Raw genomic sequence first — 23,298 nt, 5'->3', positions numbered from 1 at the left:
TGTCGTTACCCGCCAAACCCGACCTTTACCGCATGATTCGTCGCTTACGCCTGTGCTTCCCCCTGGTGGGCCTGCTCGTTGCGGCGCTTTTTTTTGTTGATTGGCAGGCGCAGGCCCAGATTCGGCCTGTTTCAAAGGGCGAGGCTCCGCCGCCCAGCACCCGGCGCTGCCGCTGGGTGCGCCTCGCGCCGGGCCGCGACACCACCAGTTTCGCGCTCTTGGATTCGCTGACGGTGGTGCCCTCGTCGGTACTCATCAGTGGGCGCGGGGCCGACTACGATGGACGCACCGACCGCTACCGTTGGGTGCGGCCCGCTCTGCGAGACAGCAGCGGCACCGGCTTGGCCGATTCCATTTTGGTGTGCTACCGGGTACTGCCGCTGCGGCTCACGGCGGCCCGCTTCCGGCGGCCCCGCAGCCTGATGGACAGCCTGGGATTCCGGCAGGTCGTTTCGCGGTTCGAGGATTTTTCGGTGAAAGAGCAGATTCTGAACACGCCGGGCGTGAGCAAAACCGGCAATCTGTCGCGGGGCCTGAGCTTTGGCAATACCCAGAACGTGTTTGTGAACTCGGCCCTGAACCTGCAGCTGGAAGGCCAGCTGGCGGAGAATATCCACCTCACGGCCGCTATTTCGGACCAGAATGTGCCCTTCCAGCCCGAGGGCAACACCCAGCAGCTCCAGCAATTCGATAAAATCTACATCACCCTCACCAACCCCAACTGGAACCTGACGGCCGGCGACGTGGTACTGCGCAACAAGCCCGACTACTTCCTGCGCTACTACAAAAACATCCAGGGCGCGGCCGTGGAGGCCAATTTCGGCCCACCCATTGTGGGGCTGAGCGGCTTCGGAGCGACGCAGGGCGTGGCCAACGCGGTATTTTTGAACGGGGTGGCCGGGCAGGTGCCGGGCAGCGGCGTGGCTGGTCCGTCGCCGGCCACGCTCAACCCGCCGGCCATCAGCCAGCCCCAGCTCACCGACCCCAACCGGCTGCCGGGAGTGGGCAATCAGGCTGGCCTGACCGGCACCACCGTGCGTAGCGCCGGGGTGCGCAAGGGATTGGCATGGCGCTCGTCGACCTCGATAGCGGGCGGGACGGCCAAGGGCAAATTTGCCAGTATAGATGTGCCGCCCATTGAAAACGTGCAGGGGCCGTACCGTCTCAACGGGCCGAACGGGGAGCAGTTCATCATCGTGCTGGCCAATTCGGAGAAGGTGTACCTCGATGGCCGCCTGCAAAGCCGGGGCTTCGATGCCGATTACACCATTGATTACAACCTGGCCGAAGTCACGTTCACGCCGCGCCACCTCATCACCCGCAACTCGCGGATTAAGATTGATTTCGAGTATTCCGACCTCAACTATTCCCGCTCGCTGGTGGCCGCCAGCCACTACCAGCAGCTGGGCCGCCTGAGCGTGCACGCCAACCTTTACCAAGAAGCCGACAACCCCGAAAACGCCCCCAACCTCAACCTGAACGACACCCTGCGCGCCGCCCTGCGCCGGGCCGGCAACGTGGCCGTGGCCACCGCCACCGGCGGCGACTCGATGGCCTACGACCGCCGCATTGTGCAGTACCACCGCGAGTTACGGCTGGTGGGCAGCCAGCGCGTGCCGGTGTTCACCTACGTGGGGGCCGATACGCCGATTGACTCGCTGCGCGGCTCCTATACCGTGCGCTTCACCGACGTGGGCCAGGGCAACGGCGACTACGTGCGCAGCACCAACCCGCGCTTCCTCACCACCAACGGCACCGTGTACGAATACTTGGGGCCGGGCCTGGGCCGCTACCGCCCGGTGCGCCTCATCCCCACGCCGCTGCTGAAGCAGATGGTGACGGCCGGCCTCAGCTACCAGCTGGACAGCAGCACGACGGTGTTCGTGGATGTGGCCCGCTCGCGCCTCGACCGCAACCGCTTCTCGCCCGAGAGTGACCAGGACGGGGCCATGCACGTCGGCTACGTGGTGCAGAACCGGCGGCTGCCCGCCGCGCTGGCCAATGGTGTTTTGAAGGATTACCGGCTGCGCTCCACGCTGGACTACGAGTACACTGGCAAGCGCTTCGCGCCGATTGACCGCTACCGCGATATTGAATTCGACCGCAACTGGAGCAACGTGAGCACCACGGCGGCCACTGGCACCACGCCGGTAGCGAAGGAAGATAATATCTTCAATTTCAGTGTGGGGGCTAATAAAGACGCGAACAATGGCGTCAACTACCGCCTGAGCCGCCGTTTCCGGCCGGGCGAGGTAAACGGGCTCCAGCACTGGCTGGACGCGGCCCAGAAGGTGGGCAACCTGGAGATGCGCGGCTCGCTGTTTCTGCTGAATTCCGATGCCGGGCGCTTCCACTCCAGCTGGGCGCGGGGCGAGGCCACGGGGCGCTTCGTGGGCGGCCGCATTGTGCCCGGCTACACCTACCGGTTCGATAAAAACCGCGTTAGCTCCGCGACTACTGATACCATTCGCTCGGCCAACTATTTCGATGAGCACGACGTGTTTATCCAGAGCCGTGACTCGGCCCGCACCCAGTTTCGGCTCGACTACGCCTACCGCCGCGACCTGACCCCCAACCGCGAGCAAAACGCCCTGCAACGGCGTGGCACTGCCCAAACCTGGCAGGGCACGCTGGCCTCGCGCCTGGGTAAAACCCAGGATATCCGGGTGTTGGGCACTTTCCGCGACCTCGACTCCCTGGGCCTGGCGCGCAACCGTACAGTGCTGGGGCAGGTGTTCTACAACGCCGGCCTGCTGCAAAACCAGATTCGCTCCGAGCTGAACTACAGCGTGGCCACCGGCCGCGAGCTCAAGCGCGACTATTCGTTTTTGGCGGTGCCGGCGGGGCAGGGCACGCACTACTACGCCGGCGACCTCAACGGCAATAAACGCGAGGACAAGGACGAGTTTTTTGAGGCCCAAACGCCGGATGCGCAGTACCGCACTTACATCAAAGTGTATTTGCCCACCACCGACTACATCACCGCCTTCACCAACCGGCTGGCCTACCGCCTCACCACCAGCGCCCCGCGCGGCTGGCGCGAAGCCGGCGGCTGGCGAGCGGTGGCGGCGCGCTTCGCCACGCTCACCAGCATCACGGTAGACCGCCGCACCACCGACCCCGCAGTGCTCAAGCGCCTCAGCCCGTTCAGCTTTGATAAGGAGGATAGTCAGCTGCTGGCTTTCAACCAGCTGTTTCGCAACACGCTGTATTTCAACCGGTCGAATCCCATTTTCGGGGCGGAATTCACGGTGCAGCAGACCCAGCAGAAAACCTTGCTCGCCCAGGGTTCCGATTTGCGCAACCTCACCACGCAGAGCGTGCTGCTGCGCCGCACGCTGGCTACCTCCTTCACGGGCCGCCTCACGGGCTCGCGCGACATCCGCGAAGCGACCAGTAGCTACCTGCTGGCCCGTAACTACCGCCTGCTGATTTACGCCATTCAGCCCGAAATCAGTTACCAGCCCACGCCTTCCCTACGCCTGACGGGCACCTACGCCCACACCTTCAAGCAAAACACGCTCGATGCGCCCTTGGCCACGCTGCCCACGCCCACCCCAGCCGAAACCCACCCCGGCTTCTTCGATGATTTGGGCCTGGAAGCCCGCCTGAGCCAGGTAAGCAAGCGTACCATTTCGGCCGCCACTCACTTCACCCGCGTGCAGTTCGACGTGGACCCCGCCGCCCTTAACTCCGTGGTGGCCATTGAAATCCTTAACGCCCTGCGCCCCGGCAGTAACTTCACCTGGAACCTGAACGTGGAGCAGCGCCTTAGCAACGGCCTCAATATCACGCTGGCTTACGACGGCCGCAAAGCCAGCAACCTCAACACCGTGCACACTGGCCGCATGCAGGTGGCGGTGCTGTTTTAACAGCGGTTAGCCGCGCACCACCTTCAGGCCCAGCGGGCCGAGGTGGTCAAAATCCTTATCCGTAGTGTGTAGTTCCACGCCAAAATAAAGGGCCGTGGCGGCAATCCAAAGGTCATTTTTGCCCATGTTGCGGGCCGACATGCCGGCGGGCAGCGGTTCCAACTCCAGCTTGCCCTGGCTATAGGCATCGATGCGGGCGTAAGCGGTTGTGAAAATGCGCGATATTTCCAATAGCGGATGGTAAGCAAACAGGCTTTGCATGAAATTGACTTTCTGGTAGCCCCAATCAGCTTTTAGCGCAAAGGCTTCGAGTTCGCCAACCACAACCATTGAAGCTGTTTAGAAAGTCCCCGAACGGTCATGCAGAGCGCAGCATCTTGCTCGCATCGTCAGGCCCGTTCAACGATGCGAGCAAGATGTTGCGCTGCGCGCTGCATGACCGTTTGAGTACCTTTTGTGACTTTCTAAACAACTCCAGTGCATAACGCTGTCCCATTATTTCTGGTTTACCAACGTCCTTCAACCCCTGCTTTCGCTACCTGTTTGGCCGCCCGGGCCGCCAGCCCGGCGGTGAGCTCGCGCTGCTTGAAGCACAGCGGCAAGGCCGTGCCCGAGCGGAAGGCGCGCACCGTGATTTCGGCGCAGGCGCGGGCGTCACTCAGCGCATCGTGGTGGTTGAGGGCGATGCCAAACTGCCCGGCTACATGGTCGAGCTTGTGGCGCTCGAAATGGGGCCAGCACAGTTTGGCCAGCTTCACCGAGCATAGGGCGTGGAAGGCGGGAATGGGCAGGCCGAAATCGCGGCAGCTGTATTCGAGCACGCTCACGTCGAAGGCCGAGTTGTGGGCCGCTACGGGCTGCTGGTGCAGGTAGGGCAGGAGCTGGGGCCACACGTCGGCCAGGCTGGGGGCGTGGTGCAGCTCGGCTTCCGAAATGCCGTGCACCTGCTGGTTGCGCCAGTCCATGCGCAGCACGCGGGGGCGCAGCAGGGTGGCGTAGGTTTCCACAATCTGGCCGCCGCGCACCCGCACCACGCCCACGGCGCAGGCGCTGTCGCGGCGCTCGTTGGCGGTTTCGAAGTCGATGGCCGTGAAGTCGAGGTTGGCCAGGGCCCGGGTAATGTCAGCTTGCATAATAAGCAAGTTAGCCGCTGCGGGGCTAATCTGCGCTATTGCATCAGGGCGATTGAGGGGCGGGCAGAGGCGGGGCGGCCGCGTCGCAGCACACGTCGGGTACCTCGAAGTAGCGCTCCATCACGCCGTTAATCGTGCCCGCGCAGCCCGGCGTGAGGTCGATATCAAACTCAATATCCGAGCTGAATTGATGCAGTGGCGCCAGTACCCGGCCGTAGCGCAGGCGTAATGGAGGCAGCGTAACCTGAACCGTACCGATGCTGTGCGCCGCCCGCAACGCGGCAAAACGGGCCTGCATCTGGGCATCGAACGGGGCAGCGCTGGTGACCAGCTCCCGCCAGGCTTCGGGCACATGGCCCGCCCCGAACGCACTCATGAACAGCAGTACAAGCAACAGTCGAAACTGCCATTGCCGCGCCTTGCCCCCGCCACCGGAGCGCAGCGGCTGCTGCCCCACCAGCCACCCCAGCCCGGCCGTGGAAAGCAGGAGCACAAGCAGAATCTCGTTCTGCGCGCGGGGCAATGGCGTACCTACTACTAAGTGCCGGAAGAGCAGGAAACCAATGAAATTCAGCAGCCCAAACGCCAATGCCACCGCCCACCATTGCCGATGCGAAAGAGCACTAGCGGCTTGGTCTTTAATTAATTGTTGCCGCCCAATTAGAAGCCCCGCTACTCCGGCCGCCAGCACGCTCAGCGCAATCAGCGGCTTGCTTAAAAATAGCACCATCGAATACAAAGCGCGGGGGGCGAGTACCAGCCAGCGGTAGGCGTGGTAAGGGTCGGAGGGCGGGGCCATGGCGGCTACGCGGGCCCAGTTGCCGGGAGCCGCCGCCGCCAGCGCGACAGCCGCTAATCCGATGGCCAGCCACAGCAGCAATTTGGGGCGGGCATCTTTGGGCAGCGCGAAGCCCAGCAGCCCGAGTACGGGCACAGCCTGCACCAGCGTCAGCTCGTTGCCGGTGAGGGCCAGCACTAAGGGAAGGCAGGCCAGTCCCGCGTTGCGCCACTGCGTCGGGGTAGGCCCCCAGCCAGCCCGCAGGGCCAGGGCCGTGAAATTCAATAGCCCCATCAGCGGCAGCTGATAGGCCACGATGCCGCTGAACCAGTACAGGAACGAAAACGGCGAGGGCGCGGCATTGCAGAATAGCGCCAGCAGCAACCCCGCCGCCCACAGGGCTTGGCTCCAGGAGCAGGCGCGGCGCAAAGCCGTGTGCCCCAGCACTCGTAGCAAATGCGCCAGACTGGCCCACTGCGCAACAAATGCGGTGGCCGCCACCAATTTCACCCCAGCCAGCCAGTCGTAGGCCACGGGGTTGAGCACTGTCATGATGAAGGTGGTGGTGAAGCGGCCGGTCCAGGTTTGAAACAGCCACAGCTGCACGCCCCAAGTGCCGTGCTCCCGCATCCAATAGGCGTTGCGGAAGTCGTCGAAAAACGGCTGGTTGAAGGAGGTGAGTAGCAGAAAAGGGGCCAGGGCCAGCAGCAGGCCCACGCGCAGTAATGACAGGTACAGCCGGGAACGGTTCAAGGAGCAGGCAGGAATGAGCCCGCAAAGTAACCGCCCGGCCCGCTACATGCTGAGTTTGAAAACCAAGGTGGCCAGCAGCGAAAGTATTACCAGCCACCCTGCCAAGCTATAGCGCTTGGTGAGGCGGTCAATATCTTGGCTCCGCCGGATAACCCATTGCGCGTAGCCCAGTCCACCTATCAGCACCAACCCCGTGCCAGCCGTGACTGTTTTGCTGGGGCTGGTGTAGAGAAAATACATCAGGGGCAGCGTCGGCAGACCCAACAGTGAGGCGTAGGTCTTGTACCAGGTAGGCGCGGGCAGAGCCAGTACCGGCCCAAAGCGGCGCAGTGCTTGCGCTAGCTCGTCGGGGTGCTCCACTTGGGCGGGCATCCAGGCCACTGCGAACAATAAGCTTGCTGCGCAGCTCCCGGAAACTGCCGGGCCGGATGCGAAACGTTGTCATAAAGGCCGAGAAACGAAGAGTGAGTGAAAGAATAAGCTGGCGGCCGTGCGCGCGCCTCTACAGTCCCGCCAGCTTGCGGGCCGCCTTCACCACGGCCAACTCGGCCTGGCCGGCGGGGGCCTGCGCGGCATCAAGGGTGGCGCGGGTGGCGGCCAGCCAGGCCAGCGAGGGCGACTGGTCGGTTTGTAGCTGCGTGAGGCGCTCCAGCACCACCGTCGCCACGGCGGCGAGGCGGGTGGAGAGCGGGCCGTATTCGGTCAGGCTGGGATTGGTGGCCAGCAGGGGTTGGAGCAGGATGTCGTTGGCCTGCCAGCGCACGGCCTGGGTCTGTAATCGAGCCAACTGGCGCAGCGAGGCAGGTAGCCAGTTGGGGGAAGTGGGCTTGAAAGCCACCACGCTATCTACCAGCACGGCAAACTGGCGGGCTACTTCCGACTCGGCCGGGGCGGCATCGGCCAGGCGGTTCAGAACGCTGGCGGTGGTGTAGTCATAGCCCTGAAAATGGCGCTTGTATTCCTTCACCGGCTCAATTACCTCGGCCAGGGTGCGCAACGGTAACATGCTGGTAGTGCCGGCCATTTGCCTGAGCAGCAGCTCGGGCGCGCGGCGGTGGCGCAGGCCCAGCGTTTCAAGCTGCGGCGAAAGCAGGTTGAGCCGGCGGTACATATCGGCTACGTCCTGGGTGGCTGCCTGGGCCGACCACAGCCGCTCGGCCACGGCTGCCGCCCGGGGCCAGATGCGCGAGTCGAGCACCGTCGAGTCGGCGAATTCGGCCCACATGGCGGCCTCGCCGCCCAGCACCAGCCTCTGCTCGGCGGGCGTGAGGGGCGTGTCGGCCGGCAGCGGGTCGGTGAGGTAGGAGCTGGCCGCGCTGTAGTTCAGGTCGAGATAATAGCCGTTTGAAAGCAGCACTGGATGGCCCAGCCTGGCGGCATCGCTCAGGCCTTTTTTGCCGCGCCAGCTCTGGATGACGACTTCTTTGGGCAAGTCGGGCCCCAGGATTTCATCCCAGCCAATCATGGTTTTGCCGCGCTGTTGCAGCAGGGCCAGCACCCGGCGGTTGAAATAGGTTTGCAGCTGATGCTTGTCCACGGTTTTGCCGTCGTCCTTCACCATTTTGTTCGCCTTCATGTACGCCACGATGTGCGGGGTACGCCGCCAGTTGCGGCCATCGTTCTCGTCGCCGCCGGCGTGGAAGTAGGGGTCCGGAAAGAGGCCCGTCATCTCGGTCAGCAGCGAATCGAGGAAGGTATAGGTGGTTTCGCGGGTGGGGTCGATGGCCACGTTGGTGGTGCGCCACTTCTGGTAAGGGGCATAAACCGAGTCGTTGGAGGCCAGGCGCGGGTAGGCCACAATCCAGCTGGTGGTGTGGCTGGGCATGTCGAGCTCCGGCACCACCCGGATGCCCCGCGCTGCCGCGTAGGCCACCACCTCGCGCACCTCGGCCTGGGTGTAGTACAGCCCGTCGGTACTCCCCACGGTCTGCAGGCGCGGAAAAACTTTGCTCTCGATGCGAAAGCCCTGGTCGTCCGTGAGATGCCAGTGCAGCACGTTTAGCTTAACGGCGGCCATGCCGTCGAGGTTGCGCTTGATGACGGCCACCGGCATGAAGTGCCGCGCCGCGTCAATCAGCAGGCCGCGCCAGGCAAAGCGTGGCTGGTCCTGAATATCTACTTCGGGCAGGTAGCGCTGCTTTTTCTCGGTAATGGGCAGCTGCTCCAGCGTGGCCAGTGCCCGCAGCACACCCAGGCTGGTGGGGGCGTCGATGCTTACGCCCACCGGGGTCACGCGCAGGCTATACCGCTCTTCATCAAGCTTCTCGGGCAGGCCCGTGCGGCCGTAGCGGATTTGCAGCACCGGCCCTTTGGCTGGTTCGGCCGGGCCTTGCAGCCGGGCCAGCATGCGGCGGGCCGCCGCCGCTACCGCCGGGTCGGGCGAGGTATTGAGCTGCAATTTTAGCGGTGTTCTCAGGTTCAGGCGGCCCTGGCCCCAGTGCATCTCGGCCGGTAGGGGCAGGAGGCTGGGGCGGGACTGGGCCCGCGAAATATGGCTAAAAAGTGCCAGCAAGGCACCAAGACAACTCCAGAATCTCATCATTTCGACAAAGTACGGGGTTCGCCCATTCTGGAACGGCCATTTCTTCCCAATTTGCCGAAGATTAGACCGATTTGCCCTTTTATGAAATCACCTTCCTGGCTGGCGTGGCTGTTTTGCAGCCTTTTCATTGTGAGCGTGGGGCTGGTGGGAAACCACCTCGTGCCCGGCTCCAGTGACCGTGGCCCCGTCCGGGTAATAGCGTGGGACGTGTCGGGCTACTACCTCTACCTACCCGCCATTTTCATTCATCACGACCTGAAAGAGCTTCGTTTTCACGAGCAAATGCTGCACGACTACGCGCCCACCCCCGACTTTCAGCAGGCCTTTCAGCATCCGGGCAGCGGGCATTACGTCATGAAATATTCGGCGGGCATGGCCGTGCAATACCTGCCTTTTTTCCTGGTGGCGCACGCGCTGGCCGCGCCGCTGGGCTACCCCGCCGATGGATTTTCGCCGCCTTACCAAATTGCCCTGCTGCTGGCCAGCCTGCTGGTGGCAGTGGGGCTGGCGCTGGTGCGGCGGGCGCTGCTGCCGCGCTTCGGCGAGTGGCCCACGGCCCTCACGCTGCTGGCCATCGTGCTGGGAACCAATTACCTGAACTACACGGCCCTGGGCGGAGCCATGACGCATAACTGGCTGTTTACCTGGTACGCGGTGCTGCTGTTGCTCACGCCGGATTTCTACGAGCGGCCCACTCTGGGACGGGCCCTAGCCATTGGGGCCACGGTGGGCATTATGGTCCTCACGCGTCCCAGCGAAATCCTGGCTAGTCTGATTCCGCTGCTGTGGGGCCTGCGCCCCGCCTGGCCGGTGGTGCGCGAGCGGCTGGCGTTCTGGCGGCAGCACGCGGGGCTGCTGCTGGCAGCGGGGTTGGTGGGCGGGGCCGTGCTCAGCATTCAGCCGCTGTACTGGCACTACGTGAGCGGCGATTGGGTGGTGTATAGCTACCAGGGCCAGGGCTTTAGCTGGTTTCATCCGCACCTGTTGCTGGGTCTTTTCAGCTTCAAGAGTGGCTGGTTGGTGTATTCTCCCATACTGGTGGTGGCTTTGGTGGGGTTTTGGGCGCTGCGACGGCAGCAGGCGGCCGCGTTCTGGCCCATGCTGGTACTTATCGCGCTGTTTATATACGTCACCTTCGCCTGGGACGAATGGCTGTATGGCGGCTCGCTGGGCCAGCGGGCCATGGTGCAGAGCTACGCCGTACTGGCCTGGCCCTTTGCGGCGGCCCATTGCTGGCTGCTGACGCGGCGGCCGTGGCTGCTGGCCTACATCGGGTTTGCCGCTTTTACTTGCTACTACAATCTCTGGCTGACTTACCAGGCTCATGGCGGCATGCTGGTGGTGGGGCAAATGTCGCGCGCGTACTGGTGGCGCATACTCGGGCACAACACCGTGCCGGCCGAGGCCCGGCTGCTACTCGATACGGACTACGATTTCACGGGCACGCCGCGCAACTCCCGGCTGCTTTGGCAGCAGGACTTTGAAACCAGCGACGACGGCGCCTGCGGACAGCCGGCGCTGAAAGGTAAATGCTCGCTGCTGCTCGATAATGACCACCCGCACAGCTCCGAATACACGATTGCGGCCCGGTCTGGGCAGTTTAAGTGGTTGCAGGGCAGCGCGTTGGCCAGCAGCACCGAGGGCGAACAGCCGGAAGGCAAAATGACGCAGTTTGTGGTGCGGTTTTGCCAGGGCTCGCGCATTGTCCGTGAGCGCACGGTGCAGTTCCAGCGCGCCCTGCAACCCAACTGGCCACAGGAGCTGCATTTCTACATCAAAGCCCCGCGAGACGAGTTCGACCACATCGCGGTGGTGTTTCTGCATTATGGGCAGGCCACCGTGCGGTTCGATGATGCTCAGCTTACCGGTTTCGATGATTAGGCCGCGGGTCTATATCAGTCCCCGGGCTTTGAATTCCAGGTATTTATTGATGGTGTTCGCCGTCAAATCCTTGGGCGCGGTGAGCAGCGAATAGATGCCATAGCGCTGCAATTCGAGCACAATCTGGCGCTTCTCCTGGGCAAATTTCTCGGCGATGGTCTGGTTGTAAACGTCCTCCGCAGTGGCGGCCGGGGTTTCGAGGAAGGCGCGCAGCTCGGTGTTTTCGAAGAACACCACCAGCAGCAAGTGGTCTTTGGCCAGTCGGCGCAGGTAGGGCAGCTGGCGCTGCATGCCGTGCAGCGTCTCGAAATTGGTAAACAGAATGAGCAGGCTGCGTTGCTTGATGCGCGCCCGCACCGTGGCGTACAGCAGCTCGAAATCGGTTTCGAGGTACTTGGTTTTCTGGCGGTAGAGGATTTCGAGCAGCTTCAGCAGGTGGCCGGGGCGGCGGTCGGCGGCCAAGGCGGCTCCAGGGCGGTTCGAGAAGGTGAGCAGGCCGGCCTTGTCGTGCTTGAGCAGGGCAATGTTGCTGACTACCAGCGTAGCATTAATGGCATAGTCGAGCAGACTCAGGCCGTCGAACGGCATTCGCATCACCCGGCCTTTGTCAATGAGGCAGTATACTTGCTGGGCGCGCTCGTCCTGGAAGTGATTTACTACCAGTGCATCAGCGGCGCCGGTGCCGGCGCGGCGGGCAGTGGCTTTCCAGTTCATGCTGCGTGGGTCGTCGCCGGGCACGTAGGGCCGGATTTGCTCAAACTCCATGCTGTGGCCCACCCGCCGGATGCGCTTCACGCCCACCTCCGTGAGGCGGTTGTGGATGGCCAGCAACTCGTACTGCCGCATTTGCAGGAAGGAGGGATACACGGGCACCACCTTGCCCTGCGCGTAGCGGAACCGCCGCCGCACCAGCCCCAGCGGTGAGGCCGCGTAAATATTCAGCGCCCCAAACGCGTATTCGCCGCGCTTGGTGGGCCGCAGCTGGTAGTCGATAATCTGGGTTTCGCCGGGCCGGATGGCCGTTTTAAACAGCACGTCGCGCCGCTGAAACTGGTGCGGAATCTCGTCAATCGTCTCGGTTTGGATGGCAAAGCGGTAGCGGTTTTCGAGGTAAATCTGCACGTCGTTGTCCGAGCCGTTGGCCAGCTTATCGCCCAGCACCCGCCGCCCAAATACCGGCGCGGTCTGGCCCCTGGCGGGCGCGTAAAGCAATAGCGCATCAAGCAGCGCCAGCACCACGAAGAGGCCGAGGGCGATTTTCATCGGCCCCAGCAGCCAGGGCAGGAAGAAGGCCGCTGTGAAGCCGGCCGTGAGGGCCGCCAGGGTTTGAAAGAAGCGCGACGTAAGAAAAAGGCTCATGAGTTACGCAGTTGGTCCCGGACTTCCATAAGTGCAAAGCCCAGCAGATTAGGGCCTTGCCAGCGGGCGGGGTTTTTGGCATCGGCGGCGTCGGCCGACAGCCCGATGCCCCAGATATTATCCACCGGGCTGGCTTCAACCAGCACACGGTCGTTGGTGGAGAGTAAGAATTTCGCCAGATTCGGATGCTGCCCAAACTTGTGCAGGTTGCCGGCCAGCACGATTTCAACCTTGTGCGCTTCCCATGTTTCGGGCTCGAAATCCTGAATTTCACGGCCCAGCTTCTTGGCTTCGGCCGGGCTTTTGGCGGCCAGAATTTCGGCTAGTATGTTGTCATCATTAAACAGCCGCGCCTTTTCGGCCATCATCCAATGCTCGGTTGAGCGGTAGGTGATGCCGGCCACCACAAAATCGGCCAGCCACCATTGGCTCAGGCAGGCTTTGGTGATGGTGTCGTCCTTACTGGGCTGGTTGCCCCAGAAAAACAGGTACTTGACTCGGGCATCCTGCTCCAGCTGGTTAAGCAGCCACTCGGTAGAGTAAGTCATCGCAAAGGATATTTTAAGCGTTTGGTCAAATCTCAAGGATGGTCGCATCGAGAGGAAGGATTGCCACGGCCTACGGCCTTGCAATGACAGATGCACCTACCGTGGAACTTCCACGCTCTGGATAATCTGCTTCACCACTTCATCGGGCGTGCCGCCTTCCATCTCGCGCTCGGGCGTGAGCATGATGCGGTGGCGCAACACGCTGGGGGCCAGAAACTGCACGTCTTCGGGCGTCACAAAGTCGCGGCCGCGCAGGGCGGCCAGGGCTTTCGCGCCGTTGAGCAGGGCCAGCGAAGCGCGGGGCGAGGCACCCAGGTACAGCGACTTGTGCGCCCGCGTCTGGCCCACTAGTTTGGCGATGTACTCCAGAATATTGGCCTCCACGCGCTGCTGGCGCACTTGCTGGCGCAGCTGGGCCAGGTCGGCGGCCGAGAGGATTGGCTGCACGGCCTCCAGGTTGGTGCTGCCCTGGCCGCCGTGGTGGCCGGTCAGAATCTGCACTTCTTCGGCCAGCGTGGGGTAGTCCACGTGCAGCTTGAAGAGGAAGCGGTCGAGTTGGGCTTCGGGCAGGCGGTAAGTGCCTTCCTGCTCGATGGGGTTTTGGGTGGCCAGCACCAGGAAGGGCTCCTGCATGGCGTAGGTGGTGCCGTCCTGTGTCACGGTACGCTCCTCCATCACCTCAAACAGAGCGGATTGCGTCTTAGCGGGCGCGCGGTTGATTTCGTCAATCAGCACTACGCTGGCGAAAATGGGACCGGGGCGAAACTCGAAATCGGCCTTGTTCTGCCGGAACACCGAGGTGCCGAGCACGTCGGAAGGCATCAAATCGGGGGTGAACTGGATGCGGCTGAATGGCACGGCCAGCGTGCGGGCCAGTAGCTTGGCCATTAGGGTTTTGGCTACGCCCGGTACGCCTTCGAGCAATACGTGGCCGTCGGCCAGTACGGCGGTGAGCAGCAGTTCCAACAAGTCGGTCTGGCCGACGATGATTTTGCCGATTTCATCGCGAATGGCGACCGTCTGGGCCGTGAGGCGGGCGAAGTCGGTGCGCGGGGCAAAGACGTTTTCCGGTTCGGGAGCCGGAGTCAGTTCGAAGGGTGCCGGGGCGGGCAACAGGGGCGTCAGGTCGAGGTTTTCGGGTTCCATCTACAAAGTGCTGGCGTAGCCAAGTAAGGTCTGAGCGGTTTCGTAATCGGCGCAAACGGTGCGCAGGGTGGCGTGAATTTTAACGGATTACTCGTTGGAAACGAGGTTTTTTTGATAAAGCGTGAGGTCCTGCAGGAGCTCGGCCAGGGCGTGCAGGTCGAGGTCGGCCAGCAGCTCTTTCTCCTCGGGCAGGCCCTGCTTATTGAACCGGCGGTAATCCCAGTGGTACTTGATGAGGATGGCGAGCTTGGCTACGGTGAGCATGGCGAACAGGGGTTAGCGGCGGGCTTCGCGCTTAAAGTCAGTCAGTGCCCGGCTCAATTGCAGCAGCTGCTGGTCGTTCATCCGCGGGGCTGTGCGGGCGAAGTTCACCAGCCGTAGCAGCTCATCGACGCGGGGCCGGGTGAGGCCGGATTTCTGGCTGAGCCGCTCCCGAAAATTCTCATCGCCAAAATCCGGGCTCGATTCCTGGAAGCGGGTACGTAGGTAATCCATAAACAGTCCCACTTTTTTTTCCGCAATCAGCGCATGGCTACTGCCCTGACGGTAGAGGCTGGCCACCGTGCGCGTAAACAGCAGCGTGGTATTGGGCAAAGGCTTGATGGTGGGGATGATACGCTGCCGGCGCCGCGCCTCCACCAGTACAAACAGTAGCCCGCCGATAATGAGCAGGTACCAGGCCGTGTTCAGCGCTTCGTGGCTGCTCACGAGGCGCAGCAACGACTGGTTGCCCAAGCGGCCCTGCTTCTGGTACTCGTCCCACCACGTGAGGCGGGCGGTCAGGTAGGAGAGGGCCGTGGCCGCGAACTGGCTGGTGGCCGGCCGCAGCACAAACTGGTTGGTGAAGGCAATGGGCACCGTGCACAGGTACACATGGCCCCGGCCGTAGTCGAGGCGCACGAACACGGGGCGGCCCTGCGCATCGGTGGCCAGGGCGCGGCCCACGCGGCCTGAATCCACCACGAAGCGCACGTTGGCATCGCCGCCGGGCAGGCGGTAGCGCGGCCCGGCCAGGGCGGGGTTGGTAAAGCGCACCGTTACCGAGTCGGGCACGGGTAGGCCATGCGGGCCGGCGTGGGTGGGCAGCTTCACCACGCGCGTGCGGATGCCCAGCGTATCGAGTAGCGCGCTGGTGGAATCGCCAAAGTTCTCGGCCACGATGAACAAGTCGTTGCCGCTGGCGATGAAGCGCAGCAGGGCGTACGCGTCGGCCTTTTCCGCTGCGAATTCAGTGTTCACAAACAGGTAGTTGGCGCGGACGTGGCGCAGGTGTTTGGCCACCAAATCGTGTTGCGGTATATCCTCGTCCTCATCGGCTGAGTTCTCGGTTTGGGCGGGGCTATCCGGTGGCGTGGTTTCGTCGGCATCCGTGACTTCCTCCGAAGTAGCCGGCGTGTCGGCCGAGGCCGTTGCCGTATCGCCGGAATCATTTTCAGAAGTTGAATCTGATGTAGAAGAATCTGATTCGGAAGTGGTTGAATCGGATTCAGTAGTTGTGGCCGAGTCGGGCGCGGGCTCCGGGCGGGCTTCGGTGGTAATGGTGCGCGACTGTGTTTCGGCCAGCGCATCGGTCACTTCCAGGGCCACGCCGGTGAGTTGGTTGTAGATGGGCAGGCGCGTGGCTTCAACGGAATCGGTGCCGAGCAGGCGTGGCAGCTGGTCGTACAGCACATAGGTGCCGTAGGGGATTTTGTCCTTGTTGATGAGCGTGGGGCGCCAGTCCACCGGTTTGGGCCGGTAGTATTCCAGCGCCACGTAGGCCCCAAACAGGGCCAGCAAACCCAGCAGATACCAGCGGAAATTCGAGGTCATGAGACAGGAAAATTAACTCAGGCGGCGCGCCGGGCGGCACTGCCGCCGGCCACCAGCGTTTGGAAGGCGCGGTGCCCGGCCCGCACCCGCTCGTATAGGAGTGCCGACAGGGCCAGCTCGCCGTACCACACAAACTCAAACTGCCGGGTTATTTCCCGGAAATCGGCCCGTAGCGTTCCGGTCGGTGGCAATTCGGCCAGGTAGGTGTGGTTGGTTTTATCGGGCTGCCAGTTGATGAGGCCACGGTCCGACATGGTTTTCAGCAGCTGCAGGTAGCTCAGGCGCACGGCCAGCCGCCAGTTGCCGGCCGCCTCCGCCTCGGCCAGTCGGGTGGTAAAGTCCACTTCGTGAATATTTTCGGCGGCGGTGTCGTAGGCCAGCGGCACGCGGCGGGGCGAGCGGCCCAACATGGCCGTGAAGTCGATTTGCAAAAGCTTGAGTACCACAAATACGCCCGCCCCTAAAAACAGCGCATAAAACACCCAGCGCCAGAAGTGGCCGTAGCTACGGCTGTTCAGCCACTCAATAATCGTCTGCCACACCCGCGCCCAAAACAGGCTCCAGGCGCTTTGCTCGGCGCGGGTCGTGGGCTCAAGGTACTGAAACTCGCGCTGCCCGCGCAGCTCCTGCAGGCGGGCGGCATCGGGGCGGCGCAGGCGCGGGGCCGGGCCGGTATCGGGTGGCAGCGGCTGGGCGGCAGCGGGCCGTTCCGGAGCATCGGGCAGGGCGGCCCGGGCCGGCGCAGTCAGCACCAACAGCAGCAGCAAGACCCGAAACCAGGATGAGAAAGCAGACACGAATAAAGCGGGGAGAAGGTATAAGTTCAGGTTTTCAGCAAGTTGGCTGGTATGGCCACTGCCGAAAGTAATGCTAGTATTCGCCTTCGTCGTCGGGGCGGTAGTCGGTATTGTGCACGGCGGCCGGGGCCTGGCCCAGCTGGTTCACCATGTTGCGCAGGCCCACGCCATCGCGGCGCTCTACCAGGTTAAAATATTGGAAGGCAATGGCCAGTAAGATAGGCGGGTAAATGAGCAGGTTTATCAGGCCGGTAAGAGCCGACGTGATAACGGTGAACAAACCCAATGAGCTGCTGGGGTCAGTGGTCTGAAGAAAGCCAACCTGCTTGGCCGCGAAATACGACACGCCGCCCACTACGCTGCCCACCACGGCTAGCACAATGCCCAGCGCAAACGACATCACCATTATCAGCCCGAACGTAGACCACCACTTGCCCCGCACCAGCTGCAGGCAGCGCCGGCAGGTGCCCATAAAACCCGTGCCCTCCACCACTTTTGTAATATAAAACAAGCTGAAGGCCACCGAAAGGTAGATACCGGGGAAACCAAGTAGAAAAAAGCCAACAATTATCACTATCAGCAAGCCGAAATACGACAGGTAGGAGCCGATGAATTCGCGTTTCACCACCTCCCACACTTCCCCCACAGCGATGGGCGCGGGCGAGGGCACGGGCCGCAGGCAGCAGCGCACGTAGCCGTACACGGTGAGCACCAGAAACATAATGAAAATGCCGCTGATGGCCACGTTTATCCAGTAAATGGGCGATTGGTACATGCCGTTGAGCATCGTCAGCTGTTGCAGCTTGCTCGCGCCGGTGCCAGCTACGTGCAGGGCCTGGGTTAGTATCTGATTTTGGAGCAGGGCTGTCAATATGCCCTGCAAGATGGCCGTTGGCAGCACCAGGTAAAGCATGGCCTGGCCCAGCCCCCGCCAATGAGCGCCGATAAATTCGAAGGTGGCCGAAAACTTCTGGCCGAAATCCCGCAGCTGGCGAAAATCCGACTCCTGGGTGAAGCGCGTGGTAGTACGTGGAATCATAACCGAAAAAAGGAAGGCAAAAAATCAGGATTTAGGTGCGGCCAGCGCCGCGCCCTGCTGCCGCAGCCGCCACGGGTACCACCCGAAATACCACAGAATGAATGCCGCTGAGCCGCCGATAATGGCCACGCTGGCCGCCACCGGCATCTCGGTGTGGCGCGTCACGAAGCTCTCCAGAAAGCCGGCCAGGATGAAAATGGGCACCAGCCCCAGCGCCAGCTTACCGCCCTCGCGGGCCGCGTGCCGGAACGACTCGGCCCGGCCGTGAGTGCCCGGAAACAGGATGCCCTTCGCCATCACAAACCCCGCGCCGCCGGCCAGCACAATGGCCGAAATCTCCAGCGTGCCGTGAATCCAGATGGTAAGCACCGAGGCCGCCAAGACGTGCTGCTTGTAGAAAAAATACTGGAACGAGCCCAGCATCAGGCCGTTGTAGAACAGCGCCGCGCCCGTGCCCAGCCCCGCCGTGATGCCCATTGCAAAGGCCGTGAGCGCCACCTTGATGTTGTTGAAGGTGATAAAGAGAAACATCGACGTTTCCTCGTCGCTCTTGTAAATGGCCATCGGGTCGCCCCGGCGGATGTTTTCCAGCGTTTGGTTCACGTAGCCATCGCCCAGAATGCTGCGCACAAAGGTGTCGTCGTACGCCGCCGAAAGCGCGCCCAGGGCCGTGCACAGCACAAAAAACAGCAGCGTCCAGGCCAGCACGCCCTGGTGGCGGCTCACCACCAAGGGCAGCTCGCGCACCCAGAAATGCCCGAAACGGCCCCGGCCCTCGGCTTTGTTCTTATAAATGGCTTGGTGCAGCTTGCCGGTGAGGCCGTTGAGGTAGGCCGTGGTGGGCGACTCCGGGTAGAAGGTTTGGGCGTAGGCCAGGTCGTCGGTCAGGGCTACGAAGCGGGCGGCCAGCTCGTCGGGATTGGCGGCGGACTGGGTTTCGTATTGCTGCCACCGGGCCTGGTTTTGCCGCAGAAAAAGGGCTTCGCGCATGGGGCGTGGGATAGGACCTTAAAGGTAGCACAAGCGGCTGTAGTCGCAGAATGTTAGAAAAAAAGATGGTGGGCTGAGAGTGTTGCCCAGCTAGTTATATGCCCGGCGCTGGCGTACTTTTCGCGGCCAAATCCTGGCCGCTACTTACCCCACTACTGCCTGCCCGCTCATGAGTACCATCCGCATTCAGACGACCCAGAACGTTTCCCTCGAATATGAGATTGCCAGCATTGGCGACCGCATCGTGGCGTCAATTATCGACTATGGCCTGTATTTCGTGTGGTTCATTGCCTGGAGCGTGCTCAATGGCCAGTACCACCTGAGCCCCGGCGGGCGCGCCGGCCAGGTGATACCCCTGCTGCCCACCACCTTCTACATGCTGGCCTGCGAGGTGTTCCTCAACGGCCAGACGCTGGGCAAAAAAGCCCTTAGCCTGCGCGTGGTGCGGATGGATGGCACCCGTGCCGGCCTCGGCGACTACCTGCTGCGCTGGCTGCTGCGGCCCATCGAAATTGTGGCCACTGCGGGCGTGGTGGCCCTGGTTACCATCCTGCTCAACGGCCGGGGCCAGCGCCTGGGCGACCTCGCGGCCGGTACCACCGTCATCAGCCTCAAAAAGCGGTCCGGCTACGCCACGCCGTTGGCGGCCGAGGTAACGACCATTGCGGGCTACCAGCCGGTATTTGCCCAGGCCGCCGCCCTGTCCGACCACGATGTGGCGCTCATCCGCAAGCTGCTTCACCACGGCAGCAAGCAGGAAAACTATTTGCTGCTGAACGAGGTGGCCAACAAGGTGAAGTCCATCACCGGCATCCAGACCAGCCTGCAGGATGGCCCGTTTCTGAAAACCATTCTGCGCGACCACGCGCATCTGGCCGTGCACGGCTGAGGGCTGAGCGGACTGTTAAAATCAATCGTATGCAAATCTCACCTGCCGGTCTGACCGCCCCAGGCGGTCAGACCGGCAGGTGACTTACTTCCTACGAAAAAGGCCCGCTGAAACTCAGCGGGCCTTTTTAATAACTGGTTAATCAGCGGTTATTCCCGCTCTACGCGCAGCATGGTGCTGCTGCCGTCGGGCAGCTGCAGGCGCACCAGGTAGAGGCCGGCGCGCAGACTGGCGGCTTCGTTCCAGGTGAGGTTGCTGGTGCCGGCGGCCACGCGCTCCACGGTGCGGTGCAGCAGCTGGCGGCCGGCCACGTCATAGAGGGTGAGCTCCATTTGGGGCTGGGCCGAAGGCAGGTTCAGGCGCAGCTGCAGGCCCTGCGAGCCGAAGGGGTTGGGCTGGGCCGTGAACTCGCTGGCCTGCGCCAAACCGGCTTTCTGGGCCGTTACGGCGGCGGGCAGCAGGTAGGTGGTCACCGTTTGCGTGCTTTGCAGGGTGTTGGCACCGTTGCGCAGCTCCACAATCTGGTTGCCACCGCAGCCATTGATAACCTGGATGTCATCGATAAACCAGCCCTCAAACGTGCCAGGGCTGCCATCGTCGGTGCGGGTGCGGAAACGGACGAGCATGGGCATGCCGGCGAAGGAGCGCAGGTCGAGCGCCGAGCGGATGAAACCGGCGGTGCCCGTTACGCTCCGGCCCGAGAAGCACTTCTGGCCGGGGGCGGTGGTGCTGGCATCGAAAGTGCTGTTATAGCCATTCTGCAGCCAGAGGGTGGCCGGGTTCTGCCAGGTGGTGCCGTTGTTGGTGGAAATTTCCACCGTGCCGCCATCGTAGCTGCCCTCAAAGTCGAAGTAGTGATAGATGGAGAGTACCGACAGGCCCGTGGGCGTGAACGGGGCCGACGTCAGCACGAAATCGGTGGGCGTGGCCGGGGCCGTGGCCCACCACGAGGTGGTGCCGCTGTTGGCGTGGGCCGTGCTGGTGGCCCAGGTAGCCGTGCCGGTGATGGGCGTAGCTGCAAAGCCGCCTGCCGTATTGGCCTCGCGGTTGTCGTTCACGGGCGTAACCGGGGCGCAGGCCCCGGCCGTCGTGGCCTGGCTCTGGAAGCGCAGCGTGCGCGTCTGGCCCAGTGCGGTGAAGTTGAGATTGCTGAACGTCACTTTGTTGCCTATCAGCGTGCCGCCGGTGGTGCTGCTTACAAACTGCATGCCCGTGGGCAGCTCGGTGGTGAGGGTGTAGGGAGCGGTGGGCAGGCTGCAGTTGCAGGTCAGCTTGTACTCGTTGCTGAACGTGTTGCCGGAAACCAGCGGCGTTACCTTTTGCAGCGTGACGGGCGGCGGCATGTCGAAAGCCGCCGTTTGGTCGGTAGCACTGCCCGAAGAGCCCTGCACGGCACTGTAGCCCATGCCCCGGCGCGCAAAGGCGTTCCAGATGGTGCAGTGGTACTGGCCCTGATAGAGCAGGGAGTCGGCGGCCAGAATGGCATCGCGCGAATCGAGGAAGCCGGGCTGGCAGGGCTGCAGCTTCAGGCCTTGCATCACGAGCTGCATGGCAACATTGTTGCCGCCGTTGGCAGCGCCGTTATACAGGTTGGGCTCGATGCGGCCGCGCTGCTGAATCACGTTCCAGGTCATGTCCCACAGCACCGCGCACCAGATTTCGCCAATGGCGTGCACCTCGGGGTTGGTGGCCACGTTGGCGTAGGTCAGTGGGTTCACCGTGAGGCTGGTAGAGTAGGGGTAGCGGCGGATGCCCCTGGCCGTAGCGGCCTGGCCGCTGGCGTAGGTGCCCACGGGGCGGGCGTTGGGGCCGTCGGCGAGGGCAGCGGTGGCCCAGTCGGTGGTCATCATCAGGGCCAGGTAGTCGCTCCAGCCTTCGCTGCCTTGCTCAGCGTTGTTGAGGCAGCTGCTGTTGGAGGGGCCGCCCGTGAGGCGGGTCGATACGCCGTGGCCATATTCGTGCACCACAATGCCGTTGTCGAGGTCGCCGTCCAGCATGGGGTTGGGAGCTGGAGCGCGGGGCAGGGTCACTTGCACGTTGTTGGCAATCTGGGCGGCCAGGGCCGCGCCGTCGGCTTGCGAAATCATCACCGAAGGAATGGTAACGGTGTTGTCGGTGCCGCCCATTACCGTGGGGGCGTTGGCCACGTTATTCACCACAATGGCGGCAATGGCACCGGCCAGCTGGGCGTTTTTCACCTTGGGAGCAAAGCTGCAGGTACCCCGGTAAATCAGCGCGATTTTGCCGGTGAGCGCGGTGCCGGTAGCGGCCACGCAGCCCAGGTTACCCGCATCGCCATACAGTGCCAGCTGCCCCGAGATGGGACCCAGCGTGGCCAGGCCATTGGCGGTGCTGAAACCGCCCTCCACGGCCGTGTAGCTGCCGGCCACGGTGCTGGGGGCCGTCACGGTCAGAGCGTAAGCCTGGGCAGGGGCAGTCCAGAGGTACATCTGCATGCGGCCGCTGCTGCCATCGGCCGGCGTGCTGAAGTTGGCGTTGTTGGTGCCGGCGCCGTCCTGGGCTTCGGCCTTCACGTAGTCGTTGCCGCTGCCGCCCCGGCCCAGGTTATCGGCCTGGAAGTTGCCGGCGGCCTCCGTGAAGCCGTACTGATAGGTGATGTCGTGAATGATGTTGTTCCAGTAGAACAGGTTCACCACGGCCGCGTTGCGGTTGATAGCACCGCCGGGCGTAGTCGTAAAGTCAGGCGTGTAGTTGAAGCTGAGGCTCGGAGCCGCCGTTTGCGAGTTGGCGTAGTTGCCGGGCGCGTTAACGTTGGCCGCATCGTCGTAAGCCGCCACGTTGTTGCCCCGCGTGAAGGCATAGTTGGTGGTGCCGTCGAAGTTCCAGCCGTGGGTGGTGGCATTGTTGGTGGCACCAGCCTTCAGCCACGGGTCGGTTTCGGTCTGAAGACCTGTAGCAGCGGGCCGCTCCCGGGGGAAGGGCACCACCAGGTACGATGATGCAGTGGTGGTGGGCGGCGGGGGCGGTGGCAAAAACTGCGCGGCGGCACTCATCGTGCCTTTGGCGGCCGTGGCGGCTGGCTGGGCGCGGTGGGCAGCGGCTTCGCTCACCGTCCAGTTGTCCTGGCTCACGAAGGTACCCGTGGCGGCATCTATCCGTACGTTCCACCAGTCGGGCGAGCCCAGCAGGTCGATATTCACGTTCCAGGTCAGGTGGGGCTTGCCGGCCTCATCAAACGCCCAGGTCAGGCTGGCCACGATGTCGTGCCGGGCCACGCCGCTGGCGGCGAACGTCTGGCGGGCTTCGGGTCCGTTCGCTTCCGTGAGGCGCATCGGGGTAGCGGCAAAGGGCTGGTCCAGGTGCTGCAGGGCGCGGCTCACGGCCACAGTAGCCGTGATGGCCGGCGTGGCGGGCACGGCGGCCAGCTGCTTAGCCGGCACAAACGCCCCGGCGTGGGAGGCCAGTCGCCCGCCCATAAAGGCCAGCGACTGCACCTTATTAAATACCGGAATGCCCTGGTACAATTGCTGCACATACATGTGCTCCAGGCCGTTGGCGTCGGCGTAGGCACTGCTCAGGCGCAGGTCGGCAGGCGCGAAGCCGGGGCCGGCCCACTGGCTGCGCACGGCCAGCACTTTTTCCATGGCCTGCTGGGAGGGTATGGACTGCGCGTGTAGCGCAGACAGCGGTAGCAGGCCGAGCAGGGCCAGGCTCAGCTTTTGAAAAGTAAAAGGTTTACTCACGGGCAAAAAATGGAGTGATGAAATGGTTTGGACTCTGAAAACTAAATGTACAACA

General features: G+C 63.0%; 17 protein-coding genes. 3 read left to right on the top strand and 14 right to left on the bottom strand.

Going from position 1 to position 23,298, the window contains the following annotated elements; all coding sequences use genetic code 11:
- Positions 1 to 32 precede the first annotated feature (32 nt).
- Positions 33 to 3,872: a hypothetical protein gene (locus KQ659_RS15015; protein WP_216688296.1), complete on the top strand. Its 3,840-nt coding sequence runs from the start codon at positions 33 to 35 to the stop codon at positions 3,870 to 3,872.
- A 6-nt stretch (positions 3,873 to 3,878) separates the two neighbouring features.
- Here KQ659_RS15015 and KQ659_RS15010 read toward each other — a convergent pair whose 3' ends face one another.
- The 5 genes from KQ659_RS15010 to KQ659_RS14990 form a co-directional block, all read right to left on the bottom strand.
- A complete protein-coding gene (locus KQ659_RS15010) occupies positions 3,879 to 4,202 on the bottom strand; it encodes a PIN domain-containing protein (RefSeq protein WP_216680310.1) in 324 nt (107 codons plus the stop codon).
- A 176-nt stretch (positions 4,203 to 4,378) separates the two neighbouring features.
- Positions 4,379 to 5,005 carry a 3'-5' exonuclease gene (locus tag KQ659_RS15005; protein WP_216688297.1) on the bottom strand — a complete coding sequence of 209 codons (627 nt, stop codon included), beginning with the start codon at positions 5,003 to 5,005 and terminating at the stop codon, positions 4,379 to 4,381.
- Positions 5,006 to 5,048: 43 nt separating this feature from the next.
- Positions 5,049 to 6,536 carry a hypothetical protein gene (locus KQ659_RS15000; protein WP_216688298.1) on the bottom strand — a complete coding sequence of 496 codons (1,488 nt, stop codon included), beginning with the start codon at positions 6,534 to 6,536 and terminating at the stop codon, positions 5,049 to 5,051.
- Between the two features lie 42 nt (positions 6,537 to 6,578).
- Positions 6,579 to 6,908: a hypothetical protein gene (locus KQ659_RS14995; protein ID WP_216688299.1), complete on the bottom strand. Its 330-nt coding sequence runs from the start codon at positions 6,906 to 6,908 to the stop codon at positions 6,579 to 6,581.
- Between the two features lie 130 nt (positions 6,909 to 7,038).
- The gene (locus tag KQ659_RS14990) at positions 7,039 to 9,078 is read right to left on the bottom strand and encodes a beta-N-acetylhexosaminidase (protein ID WP_216688300.1); all 2,040 of its coding nucleotides are present in this window, start codon (positions 9,076 to 9,078) and stop codon (positions 7,039 to 7,041) included.
- Between the two features lie 81 nt (positions 9,079 to 9,159).
- Between KQ659_RS14990 and KQ659_RS14985 the strand changes: the two genes are divergently transcribed.
- A complete protein-coding gene (locus KQ659_RS14985) occupies positions 9,160 to 10,959 on the top strand; it encodes a hypothetical protein (protein ID WP_216688301.1) in 1,800 nt (599 codons plus the stop codon).
- Positions 10,960 to 10,968: 9 nt separating this feature from the next.
- Here the strand turns inward: KQ659_RS14985 and KQ659_RS14980 are convergent, their stop codons facing one another.
- From KQ659_RS14980 to KQ659_RS14945, 8 genes are all read right to left on the bottom strand, one after another.
- Complete coding sequence (locus KQ659_RS14980; RefSeq protein ID WP_216688302.1) at positions 10,969 to 12,318, bottom strand: DUF58 domain-containing protein; 1,350 nt, start codon at positions 12,316 to 12,318, stop codon at positions 10,969 to 10,971.
- Positions 12,315 to 12,866, bottom strand: a complete 552-nt coding sequence (locus KQ659_RS14975; RefSeq protein WP_216688303.1) for an NADAR family protein — start codon at positions 12,864 to 12,866, stop codon at positions 12,315 to 12,317. Before KQ659_RS14975 ends, KQ659_RS14980 begins: the two co-directional genes overlap by 4 nt.
- Positions 12,867 to 12,962: 96 nt before the next feature.
- The gene (locus KQ659_RS14970) at positions 12,963 to 14,012 is read right to left on the bottom strand and encodes an AAA family ATPase (protein WP_216688304.1); all 1,050 of its coding nucleotides are present in this window, start codon (positions 14,010 to 14,012) and stop codon (positions 12,963 to 12,965) included.
- 87 nt (positions 14,013 to 14,099) lie between these two features.
- On the bottom strand, positions 14,100 to 14,276 hold the full coding sequence (locus tag KQ659_RS14965) for a hypothetical protein (protein WP_216680319.1): 177 nt from the start codon (positions 14,274 to 14,276) through the stop codon (positions 14,100 to 14,102).
- A gap of 12 nt (positions 14,277 to 14,288) precedes the next feature.
- Positions 14,289 to 15,824: a DUF4350 domain-containing protein gene (locus KQ659_RS14960; protein WP_216688305.1), complete on the bottom strand. Its 1,536-nt coding sequence runs from the start codon at positions 15,822 to 15,824 to the stop codon at positions 14,289 to 14,291.
- A gap of 17 nt (positions 15,825 to 15,841) precedes the next feature.
- Complete coding sequence (locus tag KQ659_RS21900) at positions 15,842 to 16,621, bottom strand: DUF4129 domain-containing protein (RefSeq protein WP_216688306.1); 780 nt, start codon at positions 16,619 to 16,621, stop codon at positions 15,842 to 15,844.
- A gap of 73 nt (positions 16,622 to 16,694) precedes the next feature.
- Positions 16,695 to 17,660 (bottom strand): hypothetical protein, encoded by a 966-nt coding sequence (locus KQ659_RS14950; RefSeq protein ID WP_216688307.1) that lies wholly within the window; start codon positions 17,658 to 17,660, stop codon positions 16,695 to 16,697.
- 24 nt (positions 17,661 to 17,684) lie between these two features.
- Positions 17,685 to 18,650, bottom strand: coding sequence for a stage II sporulation protein M (locus KQ659_RS14945; protein WP_216680323.1), 966 nt, complete (start codon positions 18,648 to 18,650; stop codon positions 17,685 to 17,687).
- Between the two features lie 169 nt (positions 18,651 to 18,819).
- Here KQ659_RS14945 and KQ659_RS14940 point away from each other — a divergent pair, with 169 nt between their 5' ends.
- Complete coding sequence (locus KQ659_RS14940; RefSeq protein WP_216688308.1) at positions 18,820 to 19,539, top strand: RDD family protein; 720 nt, start codon at positions 18,820 to 18,822, stop codon at positions 19,537 to 19,539.
- A 149-nt stretch (positions 19,540 to 19,688) separates the two neighbouring features.
- On the opposite strand, the gene KQ659_RS14935 is transcribed toward KQ659_RS14940, so the two are convergent.
- Entirely contained in the window at positions 19,689 to 23,243 is a 3,555-nt protein-coding gene (locus KQ659_RS14935; RefSeq protein ID WP_216688309.1) for a M36 family metallopeptidase, read from the bottom strand.
- Positions 23,244 to 23,298: the final 55 nt, after the last annotated feature.

The sequence above is a fragment of the Hymenobacter siberiensis genome (assembly GCF_018967865.2).
Classification (GTDB): Bacteria; Bacteroidota; Bacteroidia; order Cytophagales; family Hymenobacteraceae; genus Hymenobacter; species Hymenobacter siberiensis.
The sequence above is the reverse complement of the archived record's forward strand: the minus strand, read 5'-3'. Positions and strand labels throughout refer to the sequence as shown.